Here is a 24,323-nt window from a genome sequence, read left to right as displayed (position 1 = left end):
GTCCTGGCTCTGCGGCGGCCGCCTGCTCAGCGGTCGCCGAAATGCCAGGGCCGGTCGGCCGCAGTGGAGCGGGCCTCGGCGGCCACCGCCAGGGCGTATGCCGCGCGGGGCGCATACGCGCCGACGGGGCCGAGGTAGGTGTGGCCGGTCAGGTGGCACCAGGCGGGCAGGTCGATCGGTGCGGCCGGGTCGGCCGCGATCAGGTGCACGACGGCGCCCGGAGCCAGAGCGTTGACCAGGCGGAGCAGTTCGATCAGCAGCTGCACGCACCGCCGGTCCCCGCCGTCCAGCACCACCGGCCCGCCGAGGAGGGGCTCGCTCATACGGCCACCGGCAGCTCGGCCAGCCGCCATTCCAGCATGCCGTCGGCCAGGCGCGCCGCGCGGTGTCCGCGGGCGGTCAGCTCCCGCACCGCCTCGTGGGCCATCACGCAGTAGGCGCCCCGGCAGTAGGCGACGATCTGCCCGTCGGCGGGCAGCTCGGCCAGCCGGTCGGCGAGCTCGTCCAGCGGGACCGACAGCGCGCCGGGGATGTGCCCGGCGGCGTACTCGGCGCCCGGGCGTACATCGACCACCGTGACGTCCCCGGCCTGGAGGCGGGCCAGCAGTTCCTCCCGGGTGACCTGCTCGGCGTCATCGGGTCCCAGGTAGGCGGCGCGGGCACGTTCGGCCTCGGCCAGGTGCGTGGTGGCGACGTCGCGCAGGTGCGCCCACAGGGCGGCCACATCGGTGCCGGCCAGCCGGTAGAAGACCTTCGTGCCCTCCTTGCGGGTGGCCACCAGTCCGGCCTGGCGCAGCACCTGCAGGTGGTTGGAGGCGGTGGTCAGCCCCAGGCCTGCGGTGCTCGCCAGGGCCTCGACCGAGCGCTCTCCCTGGGCCAGCAGGTCCACCAGCTCCAGCCGTTTGCCGTTGGCCAGTGCCTTTCCCACCGAGGCGAAGACATCGAACAGCGCCGTCTTGGCGATCGCGTCACCCATTTGACAATCCTCCAAATATCCCTGGAATACTGTAGCTATTGGCGAACGGAGAAGCAACATGATCATTCCGATGGTGGACGAGGGGCTGGGGAACTCGTCCTACCTCCTCGATCTTGGCGACGGCCGGGCCCTGGCGGTGGATGCCAGCCGGGACCTGCGCGCCCTGCGCGGTGCGGCCGAGCGGCGCGGCCTGAGGGTGGCGTTCGCCGCCGACACCCATCTGCACGCCGATTTCCTGTCCGGCGCCGTTCAACTGGCTGCCGATGAGGGCGCCCGCGTTCTGGCTTCAGCCGCCGGAGGGCGCGCCTTCGCACACACCGCTTTGGCCGACGGTGACGAGGTCGACCTGGGCGGGCTCACGCTGCGGGCGCTGGCCACACCGGGCCACACCGGCGAGCACCTGGCCTTTTTGCTGCTGGACGGCTCCCACCCGGTCAGGGTGTTCTCCGGCGGGTCACTGATCGTCGGCGCGGCCGCCCGCACCGACCTGTCCGGCCCCGAGCAGACCGAGGCCCTGGCCCGCGCCCAGTACCGCTCCCTGCAGCGGCTGGCCGCGCTGCCGGACCAGGTCGCGCTGTGGCCCACCCATGGCGCCGGCTCGTTCTGCTCGGCCCCGCCCGGCGCCGAGCGCACCTCCACCATCGGCGCCGAGAAGACCGGCAACCCGCTCCTTCGCTCCCCTGATGAGGACGCCTTCGTAGCCGCGCTGTCGGGCAGTGTGGGCAGCTTCCCCCCGTACTTTTTGACCTTGCCCGAGGCCAACCGCCTCGGTGCGCCCCTGCTGGACGGTGTCGCGGAGCTCGCGCCGCTGGGCGCCGAGGCGGTGCGAGGCCTGCGCGGCAGCGGCGCGGTGGTCGTGGATGTGCGGCCGGTGCGCGCCTTCGCCGCCGCGCACGTCCCCGGGGCGCTCTCCATCCCGCTGCGGGCGCAGTTCGCCTCCTGGCTGGGCTGGCTGCTGGATCCGGCCACGCCGTACGTCATCGTCCGTGATCTCGGGCAAGACGCCGCGGAGATCGCCTGGCAGGCCGCCAAGATCGGGTACGGACCGGCAGTCGGGGAACTGGCCGGCGGCATGGCCGCTTGGGACGGCCCGACACAGCACATCGACCTGGTCGGCGCCGACCGTCTGGAGGGCGCCGGGCTGCTGGATGTGCGCCAGGACGCCGAGTACACCGAGAGTCATATTCCTGGCGCGGCGCACGTCGAGCTCGGCTCCCTGCCCGCCCGCGTCGGCGATGTGCCCGATGGGCCGGTGGTGGTGATGTGCGGGCACGGCGAGCGCGCCATGACCGCCGCCAGCCTGCTGGCACGCGCCGGCCGCCGGCAGGTGCGGGTGCTGCAGGGCGGCCCGCAGGACTGGGCCGCTTGCACCGGTCGCGCGCTCGCGCAGGGAACGGCGTGAACACCCCCGCCCCCGCCCCCATCCCCGATCCCATCCCTGATCCCGTTCCCGTTGCGGCGGGTGTCCGGCTGGGGTTGGCCGCCAACCTTCCCCAGTTCGTGCTGCTGGTGGTGGTCAACGCGCTGGTCGGCGGCATGCTCGGCCAGGAGCGCATCACGCTGCCGCTGCTGGCCGAGTCCGTGTTCGGCCTGTCGGCCTACACCGCGACCTTGACCTACATCCTGGCCTTCGGCGCCACCAAGGCGATCACGAACTTCTTCGCCGGCACGCTCTCGGACGCGTTCGGCCGCAAGCCCGTGCTGGTGGCCGGGTGGCTGATCGCGCTGCCGATCCCGGCGATGCTCGCCTGGGGACCGACGTGGGGCTGGATCATTGCGGCGAACGTGCTGCTGGGCATCTCCCAGGGGCTGACCTGGTCGACGACCATCATCATGAAGATCGACCTGGCCGGGCCGGAGCGGCGCGGCCTGGCCATGGGCTTCAACGAGGCCGCCGGCTACGTCGCGGTCGCCGCCACCGCCCTGGCCACCGGCTACCTGGCCGAGATCTACGGGCTGCGGCCGGCGCCGTTCCTGCTCGGCGCCGCCTACGCCGCCCTCGGCCTGGGCTTGTCGACGCTGATCGTGCGCGAGACCCGCGAGCACGCCCGGGCCGAGGCCGCCGCCCACCCGGCGGGCGGCCACCACCACGCCGAGCTGTCGACCGGGCAGATCGCCTGGCGCACCAGCATCGGCGATCGGTCGTTGTCGGCGGCCAGCCAGGCCGGAATGGTCAACAACCTCAACGACGCCCTGGCCTGGGGCGTCTTCCCGATCATCTTCGCCGCCCGGGGTCTGAGCGTGGTGGAGATCGGGGTATTGGGCGCGCTGTATCCGGCCGTGTGGGGGTTGGGGCAGATGGTTACCGGCTGGTGGTCGGACCATGTGGGCCGCAAGCACCTGATCACCGTCGGAATGCTGCTGCAGGCGGTCGCCATCGCCGCCGTCGCGCTCGGCGACAGCTTCGCCGTCTGGGCGCTCGCGCAGGTGCTGCTCGGCGCCGGCACCGCACTGGTGTACCCCACCTTGCTGGCGGTCATCGGCGACGTCGCGCACCCGGCCTGGCGGGCCCGTGCGGTCGGCGTCTACCGGCTGTGGCGCGACGGCGGCTTCGCCGCCGGGGCGCTGCTGGCCGGGATCATCGCCGACCTCTGGAGCTTGAGCGCGGCCGTGTGGACGGTCGCCGCCCTCACCGCCGTCTCCGGCCTGGTCGTGGCGGTGCGCATGGCCGAGACCCACCCGAAGGAGGCACGATGAGCCATCCCGCTCTGGTCGGCGGGCCGATCTACCTCGATTACAACGCCACCACCCCCATCGACCCCCGCGTCGTCGAGGCGATGGAGCCCTACCTGACCCGATGGTTCGGCAACCCCTCCAGCGGTCACGACTACAGCGCGCAGCCCACAGCGGCGCTGCAGAACGCCCGCGAGCAGGTCGCCGCGCTGCTCGGCGCGAGGGCGACGCAGATCGTGTTCACCTCCTCGGGATCGGAAGCGAACCTGCTGGCCCTGCGCGGCGCGGCCCTCACCGGCCCGCGGCCGCATGTGATCACCCAGGTCACCGAGCATCCGGCGGTGCTGGAGACCTGCCGGGCGCTGCAGCGCCTGCACGGGGTGCGGGTGAGCGTGCTGGCGGTCGACGGCGAGGGGCTGCTGGATCCGGCCGTGCTGGGCGCCGCCTTGGAGAAGCACACCGCATCCGCCGGCGGGCCGGTGCTGGTGTCGGTGATGGCCGCCAACAACGAGACCGGCGCCCTGCAGCCCATCGCCGAGCTGACCGACCTCGCCCACGAGCATGGGGCGCTGATGCACTGCGACACCGCCCAGGCCGCCGGGAAGATCCCCCTCGACGTCGAGGCCCTGGGGGTGGACCTGCTGACCGTGGTGGGACACAAGATGTATGCGCCCAAGGGGGTGGGCGCGCTGTACGTGCGCGAGGGCGTGCGCTTGGAGCCGGTCGTCTACGGCGGCGGCCAGGAGCGCGGGCTGCGGGCCGGCACCGAGAACGTCGCCCTGGCCGTCGCCCTGGGCGCCGCAGCCCAGCTGGCCGGCGACGATCTCGCCGGCGGCGCGCCGGCGCGGATCGCGGCGCTGCGCGATGACCTCCACCGGAAACTGGCGGCTGCTCTGGGCGGCCGGGTGCACCTCAACGGACCCGTCACGCGGCGGCTGCCCAACACGCTGAACATCAGCATCGACGGCGCGCCCGGACACGACCTGCTGGCCGCGGCGCCCCGAATCGCGGCCTCCACCGGCTCGGCCTGCCACAGCGGCACCTATGCCCCCTCCCCGGTGCTGAGCGCCATGGGGCTGGACGCCGAGCGCGCCCTTGGCGCGGTGCGGCTGTCGCTGGGCCGCTGGAGCACGCCCGCCGACGTCGAGACGGCGGCGATCGCACTGATCGACGCCGCCACAGTCCGATAACGCCGACATCTACCAGTAATCGACCCCAAGGAGAGGCATGACCGACCCCACCGCCCCCGACCCCACCGCCTCAGACCCCACCGTGCCGGGCGCCATCTCCCGTGGCGCCACCGGGCAGGGACTGGCCACGCGCAGCGTGCACGCCGGTGAGCGCCGCGATCCCGAAGGCGCGATCCATACCCCGCTGTATGCGCACTCCACTTTCGCCTTCGACTCCACCGCCGATCTGCTCGACGTCGTTGAAGGCCGAAAAAGCGGCAACCTCTACACCCGCTACGGCCTCAACCCCACCATCCGCGCGCTGGAGGACAAGCTCGCCGACCTCGAAGGCGGCACTCAGGCGCTGGCCTTCTCCTCCGGCATGGCCGCCGAAGCCGCCACCTTCCTGGCCCACACCCGCACCGGTGAGCACATCGTGTGCCTGGGCGATGTCTACGGCGGCACCTTCGAGCTACTCGGCGCCAACCTGCCCCAGCTCGGCATCACCACCACCTTCCTACGCGCCGATGAGGCCGATCGGCTGGGCGAGGCGCTGAGCGAGCGCACCCGCATCGTGTTCTTCGAAACCCCCACCAATCCGACCCTGGACGTCTTCGACATCGCCGCGCTGTCCGCCCAGGCCCGCGCGGCCGGCGCGCTGACGGTCGTCGACAACACCTTCGCCACCCCGGTCAACCAGAACCCGCTGCGGCACGGCGCGGACCTGGTCATCCACTCGGCCACCAAGTACCTGGGCGGCCACTCGGACCTGACCGCCGGCGCCCTCATCGGACCGGCCGACCTGCTGGCCCCGGTCGCCATGTGGCGCAAGAACCTCGGCCAGGTCATCGCCCCGCCCGTCGCCGACCTGCTGGCCCGCTCCATCCGCTCCCTGCCGGTCCGCGTGCGCGCGCAGAACGAGTCCGCGGCCGCCGTCGCCGCCTTCCTGGCCGCCCACCCGCGCATCAGCCGGGTGCACTACCCGGGCCTGGCCACCGGTGAGGCCAAACGGATCGTGCAGGCGCAGATGAGCGGTGGCGGCGGCATGCTCAGCGCCGTGCTGGAGGCCACCGCCGCCCAGACCGCCGCCATCGTCGACCGGCTGCGCCTGTTCGCCATCGCCCCCAGCCTCGGCGGCGTGGAAAGCCTCATCACCCAGCCGATCACCACCACCCACCACGGCCTGGAGGCGGCCGAGCGCGCCCGGCGCGGCATCGCCGACAGCATGATCCGCCTGTCGGTCGGCCTGGAAGACGCCGATGACCTCATCCGCGACCTCGCCCAGGCCCTTGACGCCTCCTGACCCCGAAAACCACGAAGCACCGCAGCCCGGCGAGCAAGCCAGCCCCTCTGCAGCGGCTGATGTACCCCGAGTTTGGTGGAGTTGGCTTGGTTGACTCTCATGCCGACTGGACGTTCGGGTAGAGCATCTCGTACTCGACGGGGGTGAGCATCCCCAAGGCGCTGTGGCGTCGTTGCCGGTTGTGGAAGATCTCCAGGTATTCGAAGATCGCATTCGCCAGTTCGATCCGGGTCTTCCATCGCTTGCGGTTGAGCAGCTCGGTCTGCATCCGTCCCCAGAACGACTCGATGACGGCGTTATCGAAGCAGTCGCCGATCGAGCCCATGGACGGGATCAGGCCGGAGGCCTTGGCACGCTGGGTGAAGGCCCAGGAGGTGAACTGCACCCCGTGGTTGGAGTGGATCAGCGTTCCAGGCCGCGGTGTGCGGTTGTGGATTGCCATACCGAGCGCGTTGGTGACCGGCGTTGCGGTCTGGCTGGCATCGATGGACCAGCCCACCACCCGGCGGGAGTAGACGTCCTCTGGCGACGCAGCAGTAGACCTTGCCCTCGCGGGTGGGGTGCTCGGTGATGTCGGTGACCCACAGCTCGTTGAGGGCGCCTCGGGTGAACTGGCGCTCGACCAGGTCCGCGGCAGTGGGGGTCTGATGAACGGGCCGGCGGCGCTTGTTGCCGGGCAGGCCTTTGATGCCGGCGCGGTGCATCAGCATGGCCACCGCGCCATGTCCGACCGCGATGCCGCGTCCCATGGTGAGCTCGGCGTGCACCCGCATGCTGCCGTAGACGCCGTAGACGCCGTTGGATGCGGCGTGTACTTTCCGGATTTCGTCGGTCAACCAGGCGTGCCGGAGCGTCCGGGCTGAAGGCGGCCGCTTGCGCCAGGCGTAAAAGCCCGACTGCGACACGTCCATGATGCGGCAGCAGACCTGGATGGGGAGCCCTTCGGCGGCCATCACCGCGATGGCCTCGAACCGTCTTTTGGGGGCACCGCCTCTCTCAACAGCTCGGCGGCGCGCCTGGTCACGGCCGGCTCGGTCTCCAGCTCGGCGATCCGGCGACGGGCCGCGATCAGCTCGGTGTGATCGCAGGAGGTGACGCCGGGCTTTTGACCGGTATCGATCAGCTCCTGCTCACGCCAGTTGTAGATCGTCTGGTCGCTGATCTGTAGATCGAAGGCCACCTGCCGTACGGTCCGGCCGGCCTTCAACAGGTCCAGGACCTTGCGGCGGAACTCAGGGGGATATCTCCTTGCCATGCCGACCTCTCCTGAAGGGGGCGGGGGCATATAAGTCAACCAAAGCGACTCCACGAAAGCCGGGGTACATCAGAGTCTCCACGAAACCCGGCGCGGTTCACAGCTCGCCGGGACCGCAGCCCTTTCAGTGAAAGCACCACTTTGTGACCAGCCCCTGAACCCCTGAGTCCTTGAGTCCTTGAGCTCCTGATCGTCATCCGACTCCCATCGGCAGCGCGGCCGCCGGAGCGGCCGCGCTGCCGGCTCGGGGATCGCCCCGCCGCTATCGCGCCACCAACCCGAAGGCGTAGCTGGGCGGCTGGGGCGGTTGGAGTGGCATGCGGTCGTGCGCGCGGTGCGGATCCTCGGCGAGCCGACCCTCGGGCAGCGCGAGCACGCCCCCGGGGTCCGCGATCATCCCCGGCGCCTGGTTGGTCCCGGCCGCTGGTCGCCGACCGCCTGATCGGGTGCTCAGGTCGCCCGGGGCGCGTTCGCCTGCGGTATGGCGGCGCCGATGACGTGCAAGGAGAACGGGGTGCGCGCCAGCGGGAAGCAGAAGTCCTCCAGATCCCGCACGGCGAAGCCGGCGTGCCGGATCGCCGCGACCGTGTCACGGCCGGTGTGACAGCCGCCCATCAGGCGGGGCCAGACGCTGGCATCCAGCACCCGCTGCACCCGGACCAGGCCCGGGGTCTTGGCGCGCACATGCTCCAGGAACCGCAATTGCCCGCCCGGCTTGAGTACCCGGTGCGCCTGGGCCAGCGCCGTACCGACATCGGGCAGGGAGCACAACACCATGCAGAAGACCACCGCGTCCGCACTGTGGTCGGCAACCGCAAGGCACTCGGCCAGCCCAGCGGTGACCTCGATGGGGACCGGTGCGGCCGCGGCGGCGGTGCGGGCCAGCGCACGCAGTCGTGCTTGCGGCTCAATGGCCAAAACCCGCGCCACCTCGGCGGGGTAGTGGGCGAAGGTGGCGCCGTGCCCGGCGCCGACCTCGACCACCTGCCCGGTCAGACCGGCCAGCAGGCGCCTGCGATGCTCGGCCATGCCGCCATCGTCCATGGCCCGGCTCATGCGCGGATACAACCGGGCAAACAGCGGACGACTCACCGTCGAGGTGTCCATGCGCTCTCCTGTTCAAGCGTTGTTCCTGCTGATCTCGGGGTCACCAGGTGACCGGCAGCCCGGTCAGGCCGCCGGTCAGCGTGGTGGCGAACCTCAGCTCCTCCACCGCCACGGCCAGCCGCAAAGTGGGCAGGCGCTGGGCGAGCTGGGAGAAGGCCGCGGTCAGCTCGATGCGGGCCAGCGGGGCGCCGATGCAGTAGCGGGCGCCGTGGCCGAAGGCCAGATGCGGCACCGCCGGCCGCTCCAGGTCGAAGCGGTCGGGGTCGGTGAACACGGCCGCGTCGTGGTTGGCGGCGCCGGTGTCCAGCAACACCAGATCCCCCGCCGTGATGAGGACCCCGTCGATCTCGAAGTCGGTGCGCGCGTAGCGGGGGATGCCGCCGCCCCCCAGGCCCGGCACGCGCAAGATCTCCTCCACCGTCACAGGAATCAGCGCCGGATCGCCGCACAGGGCCGGCCACTGACCCGGGGTGGCCAGCAGCCATGCCGCGCCGTTGCCAATCGCGGCGACGGTGGTCTCATGCCCGGCGAACAGCAGGAACATGGCCAGCGCGGCGGCCTCGTCGTCACCGACGCCTTCGGTGGCGGCCAGGCGGGACATCACATCGCCATCCGCGGCGGCGTCGAGACGGCCATCGGCCCGCTTGGAGGCCATCAGCTTCTGGCCGTAGGAGAACAGCTCGGCCAGGCCGTACTCGGAGCGAGCCCGGTCGGTGGTGTCGGCGGCGGCCTGACTCCAGGCCCGAAACTGCGTCCGGTCCTCATACGGCACGCCGAGCAGCTCGCAGATGACCGCGATCGGCAGCGGCAAAGCGAGCGCGGCGTGCAGGTCGGCGGGCGGTCCTGCGGCTTCCAGCTCATCGAGCAAGGCCGCGCTCAGCGCCTCGACGCGGCCGCGTAGCGCGCGCATCCGCTTGGGCGCGAAATGCGGCCGCAGCAGCGCGCGCATCCGCCGGTGGTCGGCCTGCTCGGTGGCGAAGTCCCCCAGGGGTCCGCCGAACAGCGCCGACTCGCCCGTGCGGGAGGCGGTCTCGGGCATGCGATGAGCGCGGCCCAGCCGCTCATCGTCCAGCAGGACGCGGACCTGCTCATAGCCGGTCACCAGCCAGGCCGGATCACCCACGGCGGTGCGGATCGCGTGAATCGGGCCGCGGGCCTGCAACCGGCGCAGCAGCGGGGCCGGCCGCATCGGATGAGGCTGGGCGAACGGCAACCGGGCGGGTTCGGACACGACTCCTCCAGAAGTAGACATCACTTTGTATACGTGAACGTCTAAAACGCTACTTGTATACTCTCTTTTCTACAAGTGGAGGAGTGGAGATGAGCACCCCTAACCCGCACAGCCCGCAGGCCGCCCTCATGTCGGCCGCACCGGCGCCGGTGCGCCGGATGCGCCGCGCCGAGCGCCGCGAGCAGATCCTCGACGCCGCCACCCGCGCTTTTGCCCGCGCCGGGTATACCGCCACCGGCCTGGACGACATCGCCACCGAGGCCGCACTCACCCGGGCCATGCTGTACCGGCACTTCGAGTCCAAGGCCGACCTGTACCGGGCCGTGCTGGACCGCGCCTGCACCCGGCTGGCCGAGGCCACCGGAGGCGACGACTTCGACGACAGCGCCATCCCCGCGCTGCTGCGTGCCGCCACCGCCGATCCCGACGGCTTCCGGCTGCTGTTCCGCTACGCCGCCCGCGAGCCCGACTTCGGTGAGCTGATCGACTCCATCACCGCCGCCTCCCGCGAGATCGCCCACCGCAACCTGGCCAAAGTCATCCCCGCGGGGCCGTGGCTGGACTGGGCGGCCAACCTGATCCCCACCCTCACCCTGGAGGCCGTCATCGCCTGGCTGGACGCCGGCCGGCCCGACCCCGAGACCGCCGCGCGCCGCATCGACCAGGCCGTGCACGGCGTCATCGCCGCCGCCCAGCCGCACTGATACGCGCTTCCGAGCTTGTTGAGCGCCTGGTTGTTGTCAGTGAAGCGGGCCGTCGGCCGCAGGCCACGGATGATCCGTCCGTCCGTGCGGTGGCGCCCGGTCCGGGCAGACGGCCCAGACCGGGCACGAAGCGGCCGACCCGCGCGGTATACCTTTGCCAGGCGGAGCCATGGGCGGCCAGCAGGTAACAATCCCGCGCATCCACTGACAACAAGCGGCTCTGGCCCACTTTTGGTGATCGGTAACTCAGGGTGAGTTCAGAGAGTGCTGGGCTCATGCCGTCGTTGCTCGCGATTTCGTAACGGGCCGCACGCGCAAGCGGCCGCTCGTCAACGATCTGGTTTGTCGAGAACCCGATCACCAACGAGCGGCCGTGGAGTCAATTGTGCTACCTCCCCCGGCAGGCGACGATGCCTGCTGCCTCCATCTGTTTTGTCCCGCGCTCAAGGACATGCATGTCCGGGGAGTCGAGGACCAAGGTGACACTTTGCTGATCACGGCGCGGACCGTAGCGGCCGAAGCCGCATGCCCGCGCTGTGGCCGCCCCTCGATCCGGGTGCACAGCCGCTACCGGCGGATGCTGGGGGACCTGGCGGCGGGTCGACGGCAGGTTCTGGTCGAGTTGGAGGTGCGTCGGTTCTTCTGCGGCGAGCCGTCCTGTGAGCAGAAAATCTTCGCCGAGCAGGCCGATGGGCTGACGCGGCGGCACGCCCGTCGCACCGGCGCGTTGCACGATCTGCTCACCTCGATCGCGGTCGCGTTGGCTGGGCGGGCCGGGGCCCGCCTGGCGACCTTGATGGGGATGCCGGTGAGTCGCTCCACGTTGCTGCGGATGCTGCGGGCGTTGCCCGACCCAGTGGCCGGGAAGATCGTGGTTCTGGGCGTCGACGACTTCGCCAAACGCCGAGGAAATTCCTACGGCACCGTCCTGGTGGACATGGACACCCATCGCCCGATCGATCTGTTGGACGGCCGCGCCGCCGGCGACCTGGCCGCCTGGCTGAAGGACCATCCCGGGGTGAAAGTGATCTGCCGGGACCGGGCCGGCGCCTACGCTGACGGCGCCCGGCAAGGGGCTCCCGAGGCCACCCAGGTCGCTGATCGCTTCCACCTGTGGCAGAACCTTGCTCAGGCGCTGGAGAAAACGATCCGCGCTCACCGGTCCTGCCTACAGGAAGTCTTCGAAGCAGGCCCCGGGGTCGAAGGTGAGACCGACGACGGGGCCGAACTCGTCGAGCGGCCCAAGACGCTGGACGCCCACGGCAATGAGCGGCTGCTGGTGGCGCGGATCCAGGAACGATACGCCAAAGTGCAGGAACTTCGACAAGGCGGAGCATCGCTGAACGCGATCAGCCGTGAACTCGGCCTGGCCTTTCGCACCGCCCGCAAGTTCGCCACCGCCGAAAGCATCGACGAACTACTGGCCCCCACCCTTAACCGCTCCAGCAAACTGGACGAGTTCAAGCCCTACCTAACCCGACGCTGGAACGAGGGCTGCACCAATGCCGTCCAGCTTCACCAAGAACTGCAGGCCCAGGGATGGGAAGGTGGCCTGCGCGCCGTCCAGGGCTGGCTGACTCCGCTGCGCGGACGCCGGAAAGTACGACCCGAACCTTGTCCACCGCCCAGTCCTCGCCGCATCACCGGCTGGATCATGACCCATCCCGATCGCCTGGACGCCGACGACCACGTCCAGCTGAAACAGATCCTGACCCGCTGTTGCGAACTCGACGCCGCCGCTGAACACGTCCGCGGCTTCGCCGCGATGATGACCGGCCGCAACGGTCACTTGCTCGACGACTGGATCGCCACGGTCGCGGCAGGAAACTCGCCCCAGCTGGCCGCCTTTGCTACTGGCCTACGTCGCGACCATGCCGCGGTGGCCGCCGGGCTGACACTGCCCTACAGCAGCGGCGCGGTCGAGGGCATCGTCAACAAGATCAAATTCCTAAAGCGTCAGATGTTCGGTCGCGCCAACTTCGACTTGCTCCGAATCCGTGTACTTCGCCACCGCTGACCCCATCACGCTCTGTCGTCCGACCCTCAAGAGTGGGTCCGAGCCGGTTGTGTCAGTGAGGTCGGGCGTCACCGATCGCCGTGACGCTTTCCAGCAAGGCGCCTGCTATCAGGGAAGGCCTGAACGCTATCGTCGGCCACGAAGGTCCTCCAGCGCAGCCGCGACCTCACGAACCTGCTCAGGCTGCCGGGTGCACCAATCGGAGGCGTCGTTGAACCACCGGTTCCAGACGGAGCCGACGACGCCAACGGTGATCTTTTCTCTACCCCGCACGAGAGCGGTGAGTTCACGCACTTCGGAGTCGTATTCGTCGTCAGGGGCACCCATGCCCAACAGGCCTTCGGGATCGTATCGGTTGATCAATGCGCGGACAGCAGCGATTAACTGATCACCAGTCATGGTTCCAGCATGCCCCAGTACGCAGGTGGGCGGCAGACGCCGGCTGAGGCTCAGGACGGGGTGACCTCGCTGACGATCTCACCTTCGACCACGGCGCCTACAACGCTGGCTGAATACGGCTGGTCACGGTTCAAGACCTCTACTTCCTGTGACCATATCCACGCTCCGTCACCACATCATCGAGAGTGAGCCAGAGCCGATGGGTGTCAGTGGGTCGCGCCGATTTGTTGTCAGTGGCGGGTACGGCTGAAATACGACGGGAAGACACCGCGCCGTGACGCTGAAGGTAACCGTAGCCTGAGAAGCAGTGTCCCAAAGGGCGGGTCAGGGGGCGTTGAAGCCCAACGTGTAGGCGCCGGAGCCGCCCGTGGCGGTCACCTTGTAGCGGTAGCGACCTGGCGTGCCGACGTAGGTGATCTTCTCATCCGGGCCGACGCTGTCGGCGGTGGCGACGATCTCCCAGGTCACCCCGCCGAACAGCTTCTGCGGGCACAGGTCGAGGTCGGCGTCGGCGGGGCTGACCAGGAAGCCGACATGGCTTCCCTTGACCTTGGTCGTGTAGAAGATCCCTCGTGGTTGGTAAGCGGACTCCTCAGTCTTCAGGATCCCGTCGTAGGTGACGGTGTAGCCGGTGCAGGTGCCGGTGCTCGGCGGCGGGGGATTGCCCGCGGTCGGCCTCAGCTCCAGGCCGTAGGCCGACAAGGCCTCCAAGATGGGCTGGAAGTAAGTGACGCCGCCGAGGCTGCAGTCGCCCGAGCCGCCCGAGGCGATCCCCTGGGCCTGGTCGACGGAGATGAACGCCCCGCCGGAATCGCCGGCCTCGGCGCAGACGGTGGTGCGGGTCGACCCGAAGACGGTGCCCTGGGGGTAGGTGATGCTGGCGTCGCGCTGCTGGACGAGGCCGCAGTGCCAGTCGGTGGTGGAGCCGGCCCGGCAGACCGAGGCGCCCTCGATGGCGACCTTGGCCCCGGCGACCGGCACGGTGCCGCCCTGGCCGGTGGCCACCGCGGGCGAGGTCGTCCAGGCGGGGTTGACCGCCACCCAGGCGTAGTCGTCGCCGGGGAAGTCGGAGGCCTCGAAGACGCCCTGGGGGAGGCGGTTGAAGCCGGTGGTGGTCGTCTGCCCAGGCCGCGACGGCCAAGGGCAACCACAGCGGCCGGCCGAAGGTCTTCGACGAGGACATACTCACCTTCCACCCTGGCGTTGCGCGACAAGGGCGTGCCGGTTTCCGAGATCGCCAGGAAGCTGACGATCAAGACCGGGATCAAGCGGGCAAGAACCCCTCCCCAGCCTCGGTCTACCGCGCCCTGGCCGAGGCCGACGTCGCGGCCCCCCCGTCACGTGCCGCAGGAGCCGCAAGGATCCGGGACTGAATAACTGGGACATCGAAGCCGGATCGTGCGCTACGCGTGGTCCGGGGCTCCTCGATCCTGGGCGAGATCGCCATCCACCTGACCTCCATAGGCTCGGTGCGCCACATGCTGAGGAAGTCCTTCGTGCATCGCCACCACATCCCCGAGGACCTGGTGCAGGACGTGGTGCAGACGATGAGGTCCGATCCCGGCGCGGCGGCCAGATCGAAGACCATGCTGCGTGTCGAGCGGTCGGTGAACTGGCGACAGACCGAACGAGATCTTCACCTCGTCCAGATACCCGTCCTGCTCTTGCGGGGAAGCGAGGATCGCTACTTTCCCGTCCACCTCCTCAGCCGATTCACCGCACGACTGCCATCAGCCGAACCTCATGTCTTTTCGGCCTGCGGGCACTCCCTGCATGACGCGACTGCCCTGAGCCGACGTATGCGCTGCTGTCGCCCTTCCTGGAGCGTGATCGCCCACCCTGCTGATGATCGGCCGAGAAGCCAGCCGAGGTAGCCGGCCATGTGCGCCGTGGGAGGCCGGCGCGGGTGGGCTGGTTGACGCGAAAGGCGCTGGAGGGCCGGTGCCCAAGCGCCGACATGCCGGACGCCTGGCGAGCTGAACAGCTCCCGCAGTGGTGTTCGGGCTTTGGATGCCACAATCGTCCGGGCCGACGACAAGGACGGGGAGCATCCGGCTCACAGTCAGGCGGAACGTGCCGGGGAACGCAACCCGGTCAAGGTCACCATGACCAGCCGTCGAACCGCAGTCGCAGACGGCAGACTGCTCGCTGCCCGAAGGGCGTGCAGGCAGTAGTTCGCGAGCTCGTCCGGTGCGACATCGTCGCGCAGATCGCCGGCCTTGGCGCCCTCGGCCAGCAGGTCTTGGATGAAGTCGCTGAGCTGCCGCTGCGCCCGGGCGACATGTTCGCCTCCATGCAGGAGCGCCGCGAGCTCGGTGCCGTGGTGCTCATGAGAGATGAGCGCGTAGGTCTCGAGTACGGCTTCGAGCCGCTCGCCGGCGCTGCCGGCCCGGTCACGGACCGCGGCGAGGTGTTCGAGGTGGCCACTGATCTGGCGTTCGTGCCAGGCGATCAGGATCGCTTCGACATCTGAGAAGTACTTGTACAACGTCGCGCGTCCGATGCCGGTCTGCGCGGCGATCTGCGACATCGTCACCGACGCAAGCCCATGCTCGGCCACCAGTGCCGCGGTGGTGTCCAAGGTGGCGTCGCGCACGGCGCGGCGGTGCGTCTCGATCGTCTCGTTCCACAATCTCGGCACCGCCTCAGTGTACGCGGCGACAACCACAAGACATCTCGTCTATCACATAGACACAATGTCTCGCAAAATGCTACCGTCGCGGCAATCTGTTTCACCAGGCACGACAGCGGGGGGCACATGAGCGACTCATCCGACTCTGGCGGCACCGGTGCAGGACCTGGCCGCAGCCCGACCCCCGGCCTGCCGCGCTGGGTGAAGATTTCAGTAATCATCGGCGCCATCTTGATCGTGTTGTTTGCCGCCCTGCTGCTCACCGGTGCCGGCGGCGAGCACGGCCCAGACCGCCACATGTCATCCCACGATGGCCCCGCCGCTGCGGTGTCCTCACCTGCCGTCTCCGACACCGGGGAGCATCCATCCCCCACGGCGGGCCGTCAGCCACGATGACCATGAAACCTCGCCTGCGCACGTTCGCCCTCACCGCGCACGTCGTCTTCTCGATCGGCTGGCTTGGCGCGGTCCTCGCCGTCCTTGCTCTGGCTGCCGTCGGCTTGAGCAGCCGGGATGCTCAGATGGTGCGGGCGGCCCATCTGGCGATGGAGGCGATGGGCCGCTTGGTCCTCATTCCGCTGGCTTTCGCCTCACTGCTCACCGGGCTCGTCCAGTCCCTCGGCACCGCCTGGGGCCTGTTGCGACACTATTGGGTGGTGGCGAAACTCCTGCTGACCGTTCTCGCCACCGTCGTGTTGGTGGTGTACACCCAAACGCTTGCCTACCTGGCGGGCGTGGCGGCGAAACCGACGCTCTCCGCTGCCGACCTGAATGTGCTGCGCACCCCCTCCGTCGCACTCCATGCCGGCGCCGCCCTGCTGGTGCTCCTCGTGATCACCATGCTGGCGATGTACAAACCGCGGGGCATGACCCGCTACGGGCGGGCGTATGTCGCACGGGCAACGCGCGGTTCGCGCCGGTAGCCGCCGGCGGTGGCATCAAGAGCGTCATGGGCGCACGGCGCCCAGGAGGCGGCCCCACCAGTAGTCGTCGAGGTCGACCTCTTTGATGACGTCGCCGGTCCGCGGGGCATGCACCATCTTGCCGTTGCCGGCGTATATGCCCATGTGGCCCAGGCCTTTGCTGAAGAGCAGGTCACCGGGCCGTAGCTGGTTCACATCCAGCGGTACCCGTCTGCTGGCGCCCCAGCTCCACTGCTCCCACGTGGTGCGGGGGATGCTGACCCCGGCGTTGCGCCAGGCGGTTTGCGCCAGGCCCGAACAGTCGTAAGAACCCGGTCCTTCCCCGCCCCACTGGTAGGGCTTGCCGATCTGCGCGTAGGCGAACTGCAAGGCGACCCTCGCATTGCCGGAGGCTGAGCCGGTGTAGGCGATGCCGACGCTGGTGGGGTCGCCGACCCGGAAGGCACCCAGCCTGCGCAGCAGTTTCGTCTGCTCGGCGATCAGGCGCTTGGTCTTGGTTCTTTCCTCGGCCAGGGTGTCGCGTGCCTTGTCCGCTTCGGTCAGCGCATCCTTGGCCTTGGCGTGCTGGGCTCTAAGGGCTTGGGTGGCGGTGTCGAACGTCCGCAGCGATTGCACGTACCCGGCCGATATCTGGCTGAACACGGCCATGCCGCTCAGTAGCGAGTGAGGGTCTCCGCTGGAGATGAGCTCCGCTCCGCCGCTCATCCCGCCGCTTTGGTAGCTGCTGACGGCCAAGGTGACGAGGCTGCGACGCAGGGCGTCGACCGATTCACGCTGCTGGCCGTAGGCCTCATTCAGCGCGTCGTAGTGCTTCTTGGCCTTCTTCCAGCGCTCGTTGGCCAGGTTGTAGCGGTCGACGACCTTACCGGCCTGGTCGTTGAGCTTTGCGAGTTTCGCCCTGGCCTGGGGCAGGGTGGGCTGCGGCTCGGCACCCGCTCCGTCGAGCGGCGACAACAAGACGGCGAGTGCAACTCCCACCACCACAGGTATCCGCCTGACTCGCACCGGCATGCCCGCAACGGCCACTGTGTGATGCCTTCCCTCGTCCCGATGTCGGGCGAAATGCTACAGAAGCGGCACGGGTTATTCACCGTTTACTCCGTATTTCCGAACCGGCGCGGGACGATCCTGGCGTGCGTCCGGGTGAGGTCGCGAAGCCACCCGCACCGCACCTTGTCGCATCCTTCCTGCTCAGCCTGTGTTTCCTTCGCCCGTGCGGGCGCTTTGCCATCTGCCGGTTCCTGTGGCGGCAACGGGTCATCGGTCGAGCAACATGACTATCGGCCGTAGTAGAGCCTCTGCTGTCGTGCCGGTTGCCTCGCGGGTTCACTGCGGCCGGTTCGTCGACGCCGGGCGTGCTCTGACCACATCGGCGGCCAGAACCATCGGCCTCGCTCCCCCGGGTGACGTCGAGGCTGAGGCCACCGGTCAGCGCGGTAGCTGAAAACAGGTCGGAGCCGATCCGGTCGTCGTCAGGGGCAGACGACGGCTGCGGCCATCACCGGGCCGAGCGCACCGCCCACATCGAAGCTGCGGCTGAAAGCGGCGCGGTGATCGGCGCAGAGTGCTCGTCGGAAGGCGAGAATAACCACACCGATCGAGGCGTCGACGAAGAAGTCCCGCTATCAACCCGGCCGGCAGAGCGCCAACGGGCACGCTGAGCGTAGTGTTCACGCCGGTGGCAGCCGCGCAGATCACGATCGCCTGGTTGCGGATCCTCCTTGAAGAAGATCACGGTGATCATACAGAGCCTCCTCGGCGCGATGAGTGCGGCGGTCCAGGCTCTGCGGGGGCAGGTGGGCCGATCGGCATGCCAGGGGGTTGAGAAGGTCGGCGATCAGCAAGGCCCTGGCGTACAGGGGCGATCCGGCGACTGAGGATCCGGTGACGCTTCAGCAGGTCCCGCCGGTCGCCGAGGAGCACGAATCTACCGAACGTCATCAGGGGGTGAACGCTCATGGCAGACCGGCTGCGGTGAGGTCGACAGGCCGTCCCAAGATGGCGGGCAGGGCGAGGGTCGCGGTGATGCTGTCAAGTGCTCAGGCCGAGCGCAGCCGTCTCACAACAGGACGCCGATACCGGTTCCATATAACATGTCTGCTTTCGTGCTGGGGCTGGTCCTGGTACCACCACGGCGTGGTGGAACACTCGACGTTGAGGCGACGACCGTGCTCGCCATCGTCGTGCGCCCTGTAAAGCACTGGTCACCGGGTGAGATACGGCGTCTTTCGAGGAGACCAGGTGCTCACTCCCGCTTGCTGTCTTATCGACGCTTCCACCTTCCTGGACCACCTGTGCTGCGACAGCGCCATGACGGTGATCGACGTCCGCACTCGCGCGGAGTTCGAGACGATGCACATCGGTGGCTATCACAACATCCCGCTCGCCATGGCGTTGGAGCACGCCGAGGAGCTCGCCGCCCGGCTCGATGGACACGTGATGCTGGGGGTCCAGTAGGAATGGACCGATGAGTCTGGGTTACTGTCAGATTTTTTGACAGTGGTTACCGCGCTGATGTGTCACTGAAGGCGATACGGCGTTCTCGGCGGCGGAGAACCGAGAGGCGCCCATCGTTATATGCCCGCCCGGGAGCGGCGGGTGTTGAGGTGAGCGGTGAGTTTGCGGGTGAGGTGGCGAGCGTCGCGGCCCACGCCGCGCAGGGTGTTGGAGGCGGGGGTGCGCTGCCATTCCAGGCCGAGGAAGCCCAGCCCGGGGTGGGTGATGAACAGGCCCCGGTCATGGCGGGGGTGGCCGGTCTCGTCCAGGGCGCCGAGCTCGTTCAGGTAGTCGAGGTCGGGCTGGTATCCGGTGGCCAGCAGTACGACGTCGACGGGTTCGCGGCTGCCGTCGGCCCACACCACGTCATCGCCGTCGAGGCGGGTGAACATCGGGCGCCGGTCCAGGCGGCCGTCGCGCAGCGCCTGGCGGTAGGTGCCCCGGTCCAGGACGGGGACGGGGGGCGGGGTGGCGACCAGGCGGGCGGGCAGGCGGTCGAAGCCGGTGGCGGTGAACCAGAAGTGCAGGTCCTTGCCCAGGGGGCGCTGGTCGACGAAGCGGATCGGTGCGCGGGTGGCCAGGGTCACCGTGTTGGCCTCGGCGAGTTCGTAGGCGATCTGCACGGCCGAGTTGCCGGCGCCGACCACGACGACGCGCCGGCCCGCGTAGGGCAGGGGGTTTGTGTAGGCGGCGGCGTGCAGGATCTGGCCGGTGAAGTCGTCGCGGCCCGGCAGGGTGGGCAGGTGAGGGCGGTTGAAGGAGCCGCTGGCGGCGATCACGGTGGGCGCGTTCAGTGTGCTGCCGTCGGCGAGGTGCACGGCGAAGCCACCGCCTCGGGCACCGCGATGGGTATCGGCTTCGACGGCGATGACGCGGGCGCCGGTGCGGATCTCGGCGCCCCCGCGGCCGAGATCGTGGGCGTAGCGGGCCAGGTAGTCCACGACCTCGTCGCGGTGCGGGTAGCGATCGCCGTCGCCGCCGAAAGGAAGGCCGGGCAAGGAGCTGTAGCGGGCGGGTGAGAACAGGGTGAGGCTGTCGTAGTAGTGCCTCCAGGAGCCGGTGGTCTGATCTGTTGCCTCCAAGAGCACCGGAGTCAAGCCGGCGTCCAGAAGAGTTCGGGTGGCGGCCAGTCCGGCTTGGCCGCCGCCGATGACGATGGTGTCCATGCGCCGCATCGTATCGTCAAATCAAGAAGTGACAATATGACGGGTAGAGTCGTCCTCATGGAGACGGGAAGCACCGACATCGAGCTGACCGAGGCCGCGCGCGGCTTCCTCAAGGCGATGGCCAGCGACACCCGCCAGCAGATCCTCATGCTGTTCGCCGGCGGGATCGAGCTGACGGTGGGCGAGGTCGCCGAGCGGATGGCGCTCGCCCAGTCGGCCGCCTCCACCCATCTGGCGACGTTGCGCGACGGCGGGGTGCTGAGCGCCCGGCGGGAGTGGAAGACGGTCTACTACCGGGCCGACCCCGCTCGGATCGGCCAGGCGCTGAGCGATCTCCAGACCAGCCTGCAGGCCTGCTGCCCGCCCGACACCTGCACCCCGGGCACCACCTGCGGGTGAGCCCCCCTCGCCGGTCGACCCGCGCCGCCCGATCTACTGATTTGACAATCCTCTAATCAGTGAGGCACTCTCTTTACTACTTAGATGATTTTCTAAACAGAAGGAGTGGTGCGCGTCCGGTTTCGCCGGTTGCGCTCCCCCGCCCTGCTCCACCGCTGAAATCCAGCGATCACACGTCGCACGAATGGCAGGAGAGGCCCTCATGAGTGACGGATGCTGCGGCACCACCACTTCCACCACCGCCGCTGTGGAGATCGAGCAGATCGTGGCGCACGCCACGCCCGGCGCACCCGGCGACCTGCCGATCGTGGTCATCGGCGCCGGCCCGGTCGGCTTGGCCGCCGCCGCGCACCTGGCGGCGCGCGGCCTGGACTTCCTGGTGCTGGAGGCGGGGCAGCAGGTCGGCGCGTCGGTCGCCCGGTGGGCTCACGTGCGGGTCTTCAGCCCGTGGCGCTACAACATCGACAATGCCGCCCGCCGGCTGCTGGAGGCCGACGGCTGGAGCGCCCCGGATTCGGACTGGCTGCCCACCGGTGCCGAGCTGATCACCGACTACCTCGCTCCGCTGGCGAAGCTGTTCGGCGACAAGGTCCGCGTCGGCGCGAAGGTGACCGCGATCAGCCGCCTGGGTTTTGACCGGGTCCGCAGCACCGGCCGAGACGACGTCCCCTTCCTGCTGCGGCTGTCCGATGGTGAAGAGCTGCGGGCCAGGGCGGTCATCGACGCCTCCGGCACCTACACCACCCCCAGCGTGCTGGGCGCGAGCGGCCTGCCCGCCCATGGCGAGCACGAGGCGGCCGCGCACATCGACCACGCGCTGCCCGACGTGCTGGGCGCCGACCGTGACACCTACCAGGGCAAGCACACCCTGGTCGTCGGGGCGGGCCACTCGGCGGCCACCACGCTGCTGGCCCTGGCCGAACTGGAGGACACTCCCATCACATGGGCGATCCGCGCCACCAACGCCGGCCGCACCTACGGTGGCGGTGAGGCCGATGCCCTTCCGGCGCGTGGGGCGCTGGGCACCCGGCTGCGGGCGCACGTCGATTCGGGCCGTATCACCCTGGTCACCGGCTTCCACACCCACTCGATCACAGAGAACGACGGCCAGGTGACGGTGATCAGCCGCGATCCCTCGGGCGCCGAGCAGTCGGTCACGGCCGAGCGCATCGTGGCCGCCACCGGCTACCGGCCCGACCATTCCATCGCCACCGAGCTGCGCCTGGAGTTGGACGCGATCCTCGGCTCCACCCGCGCCCTGGCCCCGCTGATTGACCCCAACCAGCACTCGTGCGGCACCGTCCCCGCGCACGGCGCCCGTGAGCTGGCCCACCCGGAGTCCGCCTACTACGCGGTCGGCGTCAAGAGCTACGGCCGCGCCCCGACGTTCCTGATGGCCACCGGATATGAGCAGGTCCGTTCCGTCGTCGCCGCGCTGGCCGGCGACTGGGAGGCCGCTCACGACGTGCAGCTGGACCTGCCCGAGACCGGCGTGTGCTCCTCAGGGCTGGTCGAGGCGCAAGATCGCAAGGTCGGTCTGGCCACCGGGATCAGCGGCGGCCTGCTGGCCGCCCCGCTCCCGCTGGTCACCGTCGGAGGCGACGGTGATGGTGACGGTGGTGGCTGCTGCGGCTGAACACCGGCCGGCGGCCGGCGACGAAGCCGCACCGACAAGGAGCCTACGATGTCTGAGGGATACCCAACCGCCGCCCAGAAGGAAGTCTTGCGCCTGATCTGCGAGCACGGGCCGATCGACACCCACCGGCTGGCAGAGCGCCTGGTCGCCGCCCGCGGGCCGAGCGGCAACCCCACGTTCGCGCCGGCGATCGCCCGGACGGCCGAAACCTTGGCCTGGCGGCTGCACGTCCAGGGGTTCGTCGCCGAAGACCCGTCGCCTGGCCGCTGGACGACCACGGCGGATGGGCGTCGGCTGATCGGCTGCGCCGGGACCCGCGGGTGAGCTCTACCGCTGAACCCGCCACCGAGGCCACCACTGAGGCCGCCACTGAGGCCGCCGCCCCCGCTCCCGGGGGCGGCGGTCGGCCGCGTCCGGCCCAGGGGTGGCGGATCGTCGCCGCCCTGGCCGTCACCCAGACCATCGGCTACGGCGTGCTCTACTACGCCTTCTCGGTCTTCCTCATCCCCATGGCGGCCGACCTGCACGCCGGCGGCGCCCAGATCGCGGCCGCGCTGACCGGTTCGGTCCTGATCACCGCGCTGTGCGCCCCTCTGGTCGGCCGTCTGCTGGACGCCCATGGCGGCCGGGTCCTGATGACCGCCGGGTCGGTCATCGGCACGCTCGCCGTCCTGGCCTGGTCGCGGGTGGAGAACCTGCCCCAGCTGTATGCGGTCTTCGCCGCGATCGGCATCGCCTCGGCGATGGTGCTGTACGAAAGCGCCTTCGCCGTCATCGTCAGCTGGTTCGACAACCCCGCCCCCTCCCCCGCCTCCGACTCTGCCCGCGATGCCACCCACAACCACGGTCATGGCCATGGCCATGGCCATGGCAGGGCCAACGCGCTGCTCGCGCTCACCGTTGTCGCCGGATTCGCCTCCACCATCTTCCTGCCGCTGACCGGCCTGCTGGTCGACGTCCACGGCTGGCGCACCGCCCTGGTGATCCTGGCCGCACTCTACGGAGCGGCGGCGATCCCGTTGCACGCGCTCGTCGTACGCCGCCCGGCCCGCGCCGGGCATCGGCCCGTCACCACCGAAGAGCGAGCCCACATCGTCAGGGCCGCCGCCCGGACGCGGCCGTTCCGGCTGCTGGTGGTCGCCTTCACCGCCAGCGGCGGCGCGGTGGCGGTGATGGCCGTCCTGCTCGTCACCTATCTCATCCACCTGGGGCACTCACCGGTGCTGGCCGCCACGCTGGCCGGGTTGCTGGGGGTGTTGTCGGTGACCGGCCGCCTGCTCACCACCGGCCTGCAACGCCGCCTGCCCGCCGCTCTCATCGCCGCTGCGATCTTCACCCTGCAGGGCGTCTCCGCCGCGCTGCTCCCGCTGGCCGGGCGTACGGTGCCGGGCGCCGTCGGGTGCGTGCTCGGGTTCGGGCTCGGCTTCGGCATCGCCTCCATCACCCTGCCGCATCTGCTGTTGCAGCGTTACGGCAGCAGTGCTTATGCCTCGCTGTCAGGCCGCATCGCTGCCTTCTCCGTCGCCGACAAGGCCCTGGCCCCTCTCGGCGCGGTCGCGTTGGCCCAGGCGGCCGGCTACACGTGGGTGATGGCGACCGTGGCGGTGGCCTGCGCCGTCGCCGCGTTCGCGCTGGTCGCCTACCACCGCGTATAATTTAGACAAATGTCGAAATAGAGGAGTTGGTGTATGACCGCCGCCACCGTCGCCTGCTGTGCGCCGATCGTGGCCGAGCCGCTGGGTGAGGGCGAGGCGGCCGAGCTGGCGGTGATGCTCAAAGCCGTCGCCGACCCGGTCCGGCTGCGCCTGCTGTCGATGATCGGCTCGCACGCGGGCGGCGAGGCGTGCGTGTGCGACCTGACCCCCGCCTTCGACCTGAGCGCCCCCACCATCTCCCACCACCTCAAAGTGCTGCGGACGGCCGGACTGATCGACTCCGAGCGTCGCGGCACCTGGATCTACTACTGGATCGTCCCCGAGGCGGTCAACAGGCTCGGCGCCCTGTTCGCGCCGCTGGCCACGCCCGTCCTTGGGACGGCCGATTTGAAGCTCACCGGCGTATGACCGCGCCGATGACCACGACGTCGACGGGCACTTCGCGCTCGGTCGACGTCGTGGTCATCGGCGGCGGGCAGGGTGTACAGGCTGTTCAGGAGCACCCTCGCCCGGGAGGGGGGGGAGTTTTTCTCTTTGGAATCCAAAAAGAGCCGGGGGGGGGATGGGGGTACACCTCGCCAT

Annotated in this window: 22 protein-coding genes and 2 pseudogenes; 13 read left to right on the top strand and 11 right to left on the bottom strand. The window is 69.6% G+C overall.

What is annotated here, in order from left to right:
• Positions 1-26: 26 nt before the first annotated feature.
• Together ACZ6RT_RS34905 and ACZ6RT_RS34900 are read right to left on the bottom strand one after the other, a co-directional pair.
• Positions 27-323, bottom strand: coding sequence for a sulfurtransferase TusA family protein (locus ACZ6RT_RS34905; protein WP_470158255.1), 297 nt, complete (start codon positions 321-323; stop codon positions 27-29).
• Positions 320-976, bottom strand: a complete 657-nt coding sequence (locus tag ACZ6RT_RS34900; protein ID WP_470158254.1) for an ArsR/SmtB family transcription factor — start codon at positions 974-976, stop codon at positions 320-322. The genes ACZ6RT_RS34905 and ACZ6RT_RS34900 overlap by 4 nt, the downstream gene beginning before the upstream one ends.
• A gap of 58 nt (positions 977-1,034) precedes the next feature.
• Between ACZ6RT_RS34900 and ACZ6RT_RS34895 the strand changes: the two genes are divergently transcribed.
• The 4 genes from ACZ6RT_RS34895 to ACZ6RT_RS34880 are packed head-to-tail and all read left to right on the top strand — an operon-like array spanning position 1,035 to position 6,121.
• A complete protein-coding gene (locus tag ACZ6RT_RS34895) occupies positions 1,035-2,378 on the top strand; it encodes an MBL fold metallo-hydrolase (protein ID WP_470158252.1) in 1,344 nt (447 codons plus the stop codon).
• Positions 2,375-3,673 carry an MFS transporter gene (locus tag ACZ6RT_RS34890; RefSeq protein ID WP_470158250.1) on the top strand — a complete coding sequence of 433 codons (1,299 nt, stop codon included), beginning with the start codon at positions 2,375-2,377 and terminating at the stop codon, positions 3,671-3,673. Before ACZ6RT_RS34895 ends, ACZ6RT_RS34890 begins: the two co-directional genes overlap by 4 nt.
• Complete coding sequence (locus ACZ6RT_RS34885; protein ID WP_470158248.1) at positions 3,670-4,839, top strand: cysteine desulfurase family protein; 1,170 nt, start codon at positions 3,670-3,672, stop codon at positions 4,837-4,839. Before ACZ6RT_RS34890 ends, ACZ6RT_RS34885 begins: the two co-directional genes overlap by 4 nt.
• 37 nt (positions 4,840-4,876) lie before the next feature.
• Positions 4,877-6,121, top strand: coding sequence for a trans-sulfuration enzyme family protein (locus ACZ6RT_RS34880; RefSeq protein WP_470158247.1), 1,245 nt, complete (start codon positions 4,877-4,879; stop codon positions 6,119-6,121).
• Between the two features lie 97 nt (positions 6,122-6,218).
• Here ACZ6RT_RS34880 and ACZ6RT_RS34875 read toward each other — a convergent pair.
• From ACZ6RT_RS34875 to ACZ6RT_RS34865, 3 genes and pseudogenes are all read right to left on the bottom strand, one after another.
• Positions 6,219-7,376, bottom strand: a pseudogene (locus ACZ6RT_RS34875) (IS3 family transposase).
• A gap of 450 nt (positions 7,377-7,826) precedes the next feature.
• Complete coding sequence (locus ACZ6RT_RS34870; RefSeq protein WP_470158245.1) at positions 7,827-8,483, bottom strand: class I SAM-dependent methyltransferase; 657 nt, start codon at positions 8,481-8,483, stop codon at positions 7,827-7,829.
• Between the two features lie 40 nt (positions 8,484-8,523).
• Positions 8,524-9,714, bottom strand: coding sequence for a cytochrome P450 (locus ACZ6RT_RS34865; protein WP_470158244.1), 1,191 nt, complete (start codon positions 9,712-9,714; stop codon positions 8,524-8,526).
• 89 nt (positions 9,715-9,803) lie between these two features.
• Here ACZ6RT_RS34865 and ACZ6RT_RS34860 point away from each other — a divergent pair, with 89 nt between their 5' ends.
• A complete protein-coding gene (locus ACZ6RT_RS34860; protein WP_470158243.1) occupies positions 9,804-10,418 on the top strand; it encodes a TetR/AcrR family transcriptional regulator in 615 nt (204 codons plus the stop codon).
• 487 nt (positions 10,419-10,905) lie between these two features.
• Positions 10,906-12,435: an ISL3 family transposase gene (locus ACZ6RT_RS34855; RefSeq protein WP_470158241.1), complete on the top strand. Its 1,530-nt coding sequence runs from the start codon at positions 10,906-10,908 to the stop codon at positions 12,433-12,435.
• 126 nt (positions 12,436-12,561) lie between these two features.
• Here the strand turns inward: ACZ6RT_RS34855 and ACZ6RT_RS34850 are convergent, their stop codons facing one another.
• The 3 genes and pseudogenes from ACZ6RT_RS34850 to ACZ6RT_RS34840 all read right to left on the bottom strand — a co-directional run bounded on the left by ACZ6RT_RS34850 (position 12,562) and on the right by ACZ6RT_RS34840 (position 15,475).
• Positions 12,562-12,834, bottom strand: coding sequence for a hypothetical protein (locus ACZ6RT_RS34850; RefSeq protein ID WP_470158239.1), 273 nt, complete (start codon positions 12,832-12,834; stop codon positions 12,562-12,564).
• A gap of 324 nt (positions 12,835-13,158) precedes the next feature.
• A pseudogene (locus ACZ6RT_RS34845) lies at positions 13,159-13,881 on the bottom strand (S1 family peptidase); the annotation flags it as partial.
• Between the two features lie 1,015 nt (positions 13,882-14,896).
• Positions 14,897-15,475 (bottom strand): TetR/AcrR family transcriptional regulator, encoded by a 579-nt coding sequence (locus ACZ6RT_RS34840; RefSeq protein WP_470158238.1) that lies wholly within the window; start codon positions 15,473-15,475, stop codon positions 14,897-14,899.
• A 389-nt stretch (positions 15,476-15,864) separates the two neighbouring features.
• Between ACZ6RT_RS34840 and ACZ6RT_RS34835 the strand changes: the two genes are divergently transcribed.
• On the top strand, positions 15,865-16,389 hold the full coding sequence (locus ACZ6RT_RS34835) for a hypothetical protein (protein ID WP_470158236.1): 525 nt from the start codon (positions 15,865-15,867) through the stop codon (positions 16,387-16,389).
• A 24-nt stretch (positions 16,390-16,413) separates the two neighbouring features.
• Here ACZ6RT_RS34835 and ACZ6RT_RS34830 read toward each other — a convergent pair whose 3' ends face one another.
• Positions 16,414-17,367: a C40 family peptidase gene (locus ACZ6RT_RS34830; protein ID WP_470158235.1), complete on the bottom strand. Its 954-nt coding sequence runs from the start codon at positions 17,365-17,367 to the stop codon at positions 16,414-16,416.
• Positions 17,368-17,887: 520 nt separating this feature from the next.
• Entirely contained in the window at positions 17,888-18,133 is a 246-nt protein-coding gene (locus tag ACZ6RT_RS34825; protein ID WP_470158233.1) for a hypothetical protein, read from the bottom strand.
• Between the two features lie 497 nt (positions 18,134-18,630).
• On the opposite strand from ACZ6RT_RS34825, the gene ACZ6RT_RS34820 reads away from it, so the two are divergent.
• Complete coding sequence (locus tag ACZ6RT_RS34820) at positions 18,631-18,846, top strand: rhodanese-like domain-containing protein (protein WP_470158232.1); 216 nt, start codon at positions 18,631-18,633, stop codon at positions 18,844-18,846.
• Between the two features lie 116 nt (positions 18,847-18,962).
• Here the strand turns inward: ACZ6RT_RS34820 and ACZ6RT_RS34815 are convergent, their stop codons facing one another.
• Entirely contained in the window at positions 18,963-20,051 is a 1,089-nt protein-coding gene (locus tag ACZ6RT_RS34815; RefSeq protein WP_470158230.1) for a flavin-containing monooxygenase, read from the bottom strand.
• A gap of 57 nt (positions 20,052-20,108) precedes the next feature.
• Here ACZ6RT_RS34815 and ACZ6RT_RS34810 point away from each other — a divergent pair, with 57 nt between their 5' ends.
• From ACZ6RT_RS34810 to ACZ6RT_RS34790, 5 genes are all read left to right on the top strand, one after another.
• Positions 20,109-20,450 carry an ArsR/SmtB family transcription factor gene (locus ACZ6RT_RS34810; RefSeq protein ID WP_470158228.1) on the top strand — a complete coding sequence of 114 codons (342 nt, stop codon included), beginning with the start codon at positions 20,109-20,111 and terminating at the stop codon, positions 20,448-20,450.
• A 202-nt stretch (positions 20,451-20,652) separates the two neighbouring features.
• Positions 20,653-22,086 carry an FAD-dependent oxidoreductase gene (locus ACZ6RT_RS34805; RefSeq protein WP_470158227.1) on the top strand — a complete coding sequence of 478 codons (1,434 nt, stop codon included), beginning with the start codon at positions 20,653-20,655 and terminating at the stop codon, positions 22,084-22,086.
• A 48-nt stretch (positions 22,087-22,134) separates the two neighbouring features.
• On the top strand, positions 22,135-22,410 hold the full coding sequence (locus ACZ6RT_RS34800) for a hypothetical protein (RefSeq protein WP_470158225.1): 276 nt from the start codon (positions 22,135-22,137) through the stop codon (positions 22,408-22,410).
• Positions 22,407-23,741: an MFS transporter gene (locus tag ACZ6RT_RS34795; protein WP_470158224.1), complete on the top strand. Its 1,335-nt coding sequence runs from the start codon at positions 22,407-22,409 to the stop codon at positions 23,739-23,741. The genes ACZ6RT_RS34800 and ACZ6RT_RS34795 overlap by 4 nt, the downstream gene beginning before the upstream one ends.
• Before the next feature lie 33 nt (positions 23,742-23,774).
• Positions 23,775-24,149: a metalloregulator ArsR/SmtB family transcription factor gene (locus ACZ6RT_RS34790; protein WP_470158222.1), complete on the top strand. Its 375-nt coding sequence runs from the start codon at positions 23,775-23,777 to the stop codon at positions 24,147-24,149.
• Positions 24,150-24,323: the final 174 nt, after the last annotated feature.

Source organism: Streptosporangium sp. NPDC050148, from assembly GCF_055586505.1.
Note: the sequence above shows the minus strand (reverse complement) of the source record. Positions and strands in the feature narration are given on the sequence as shown.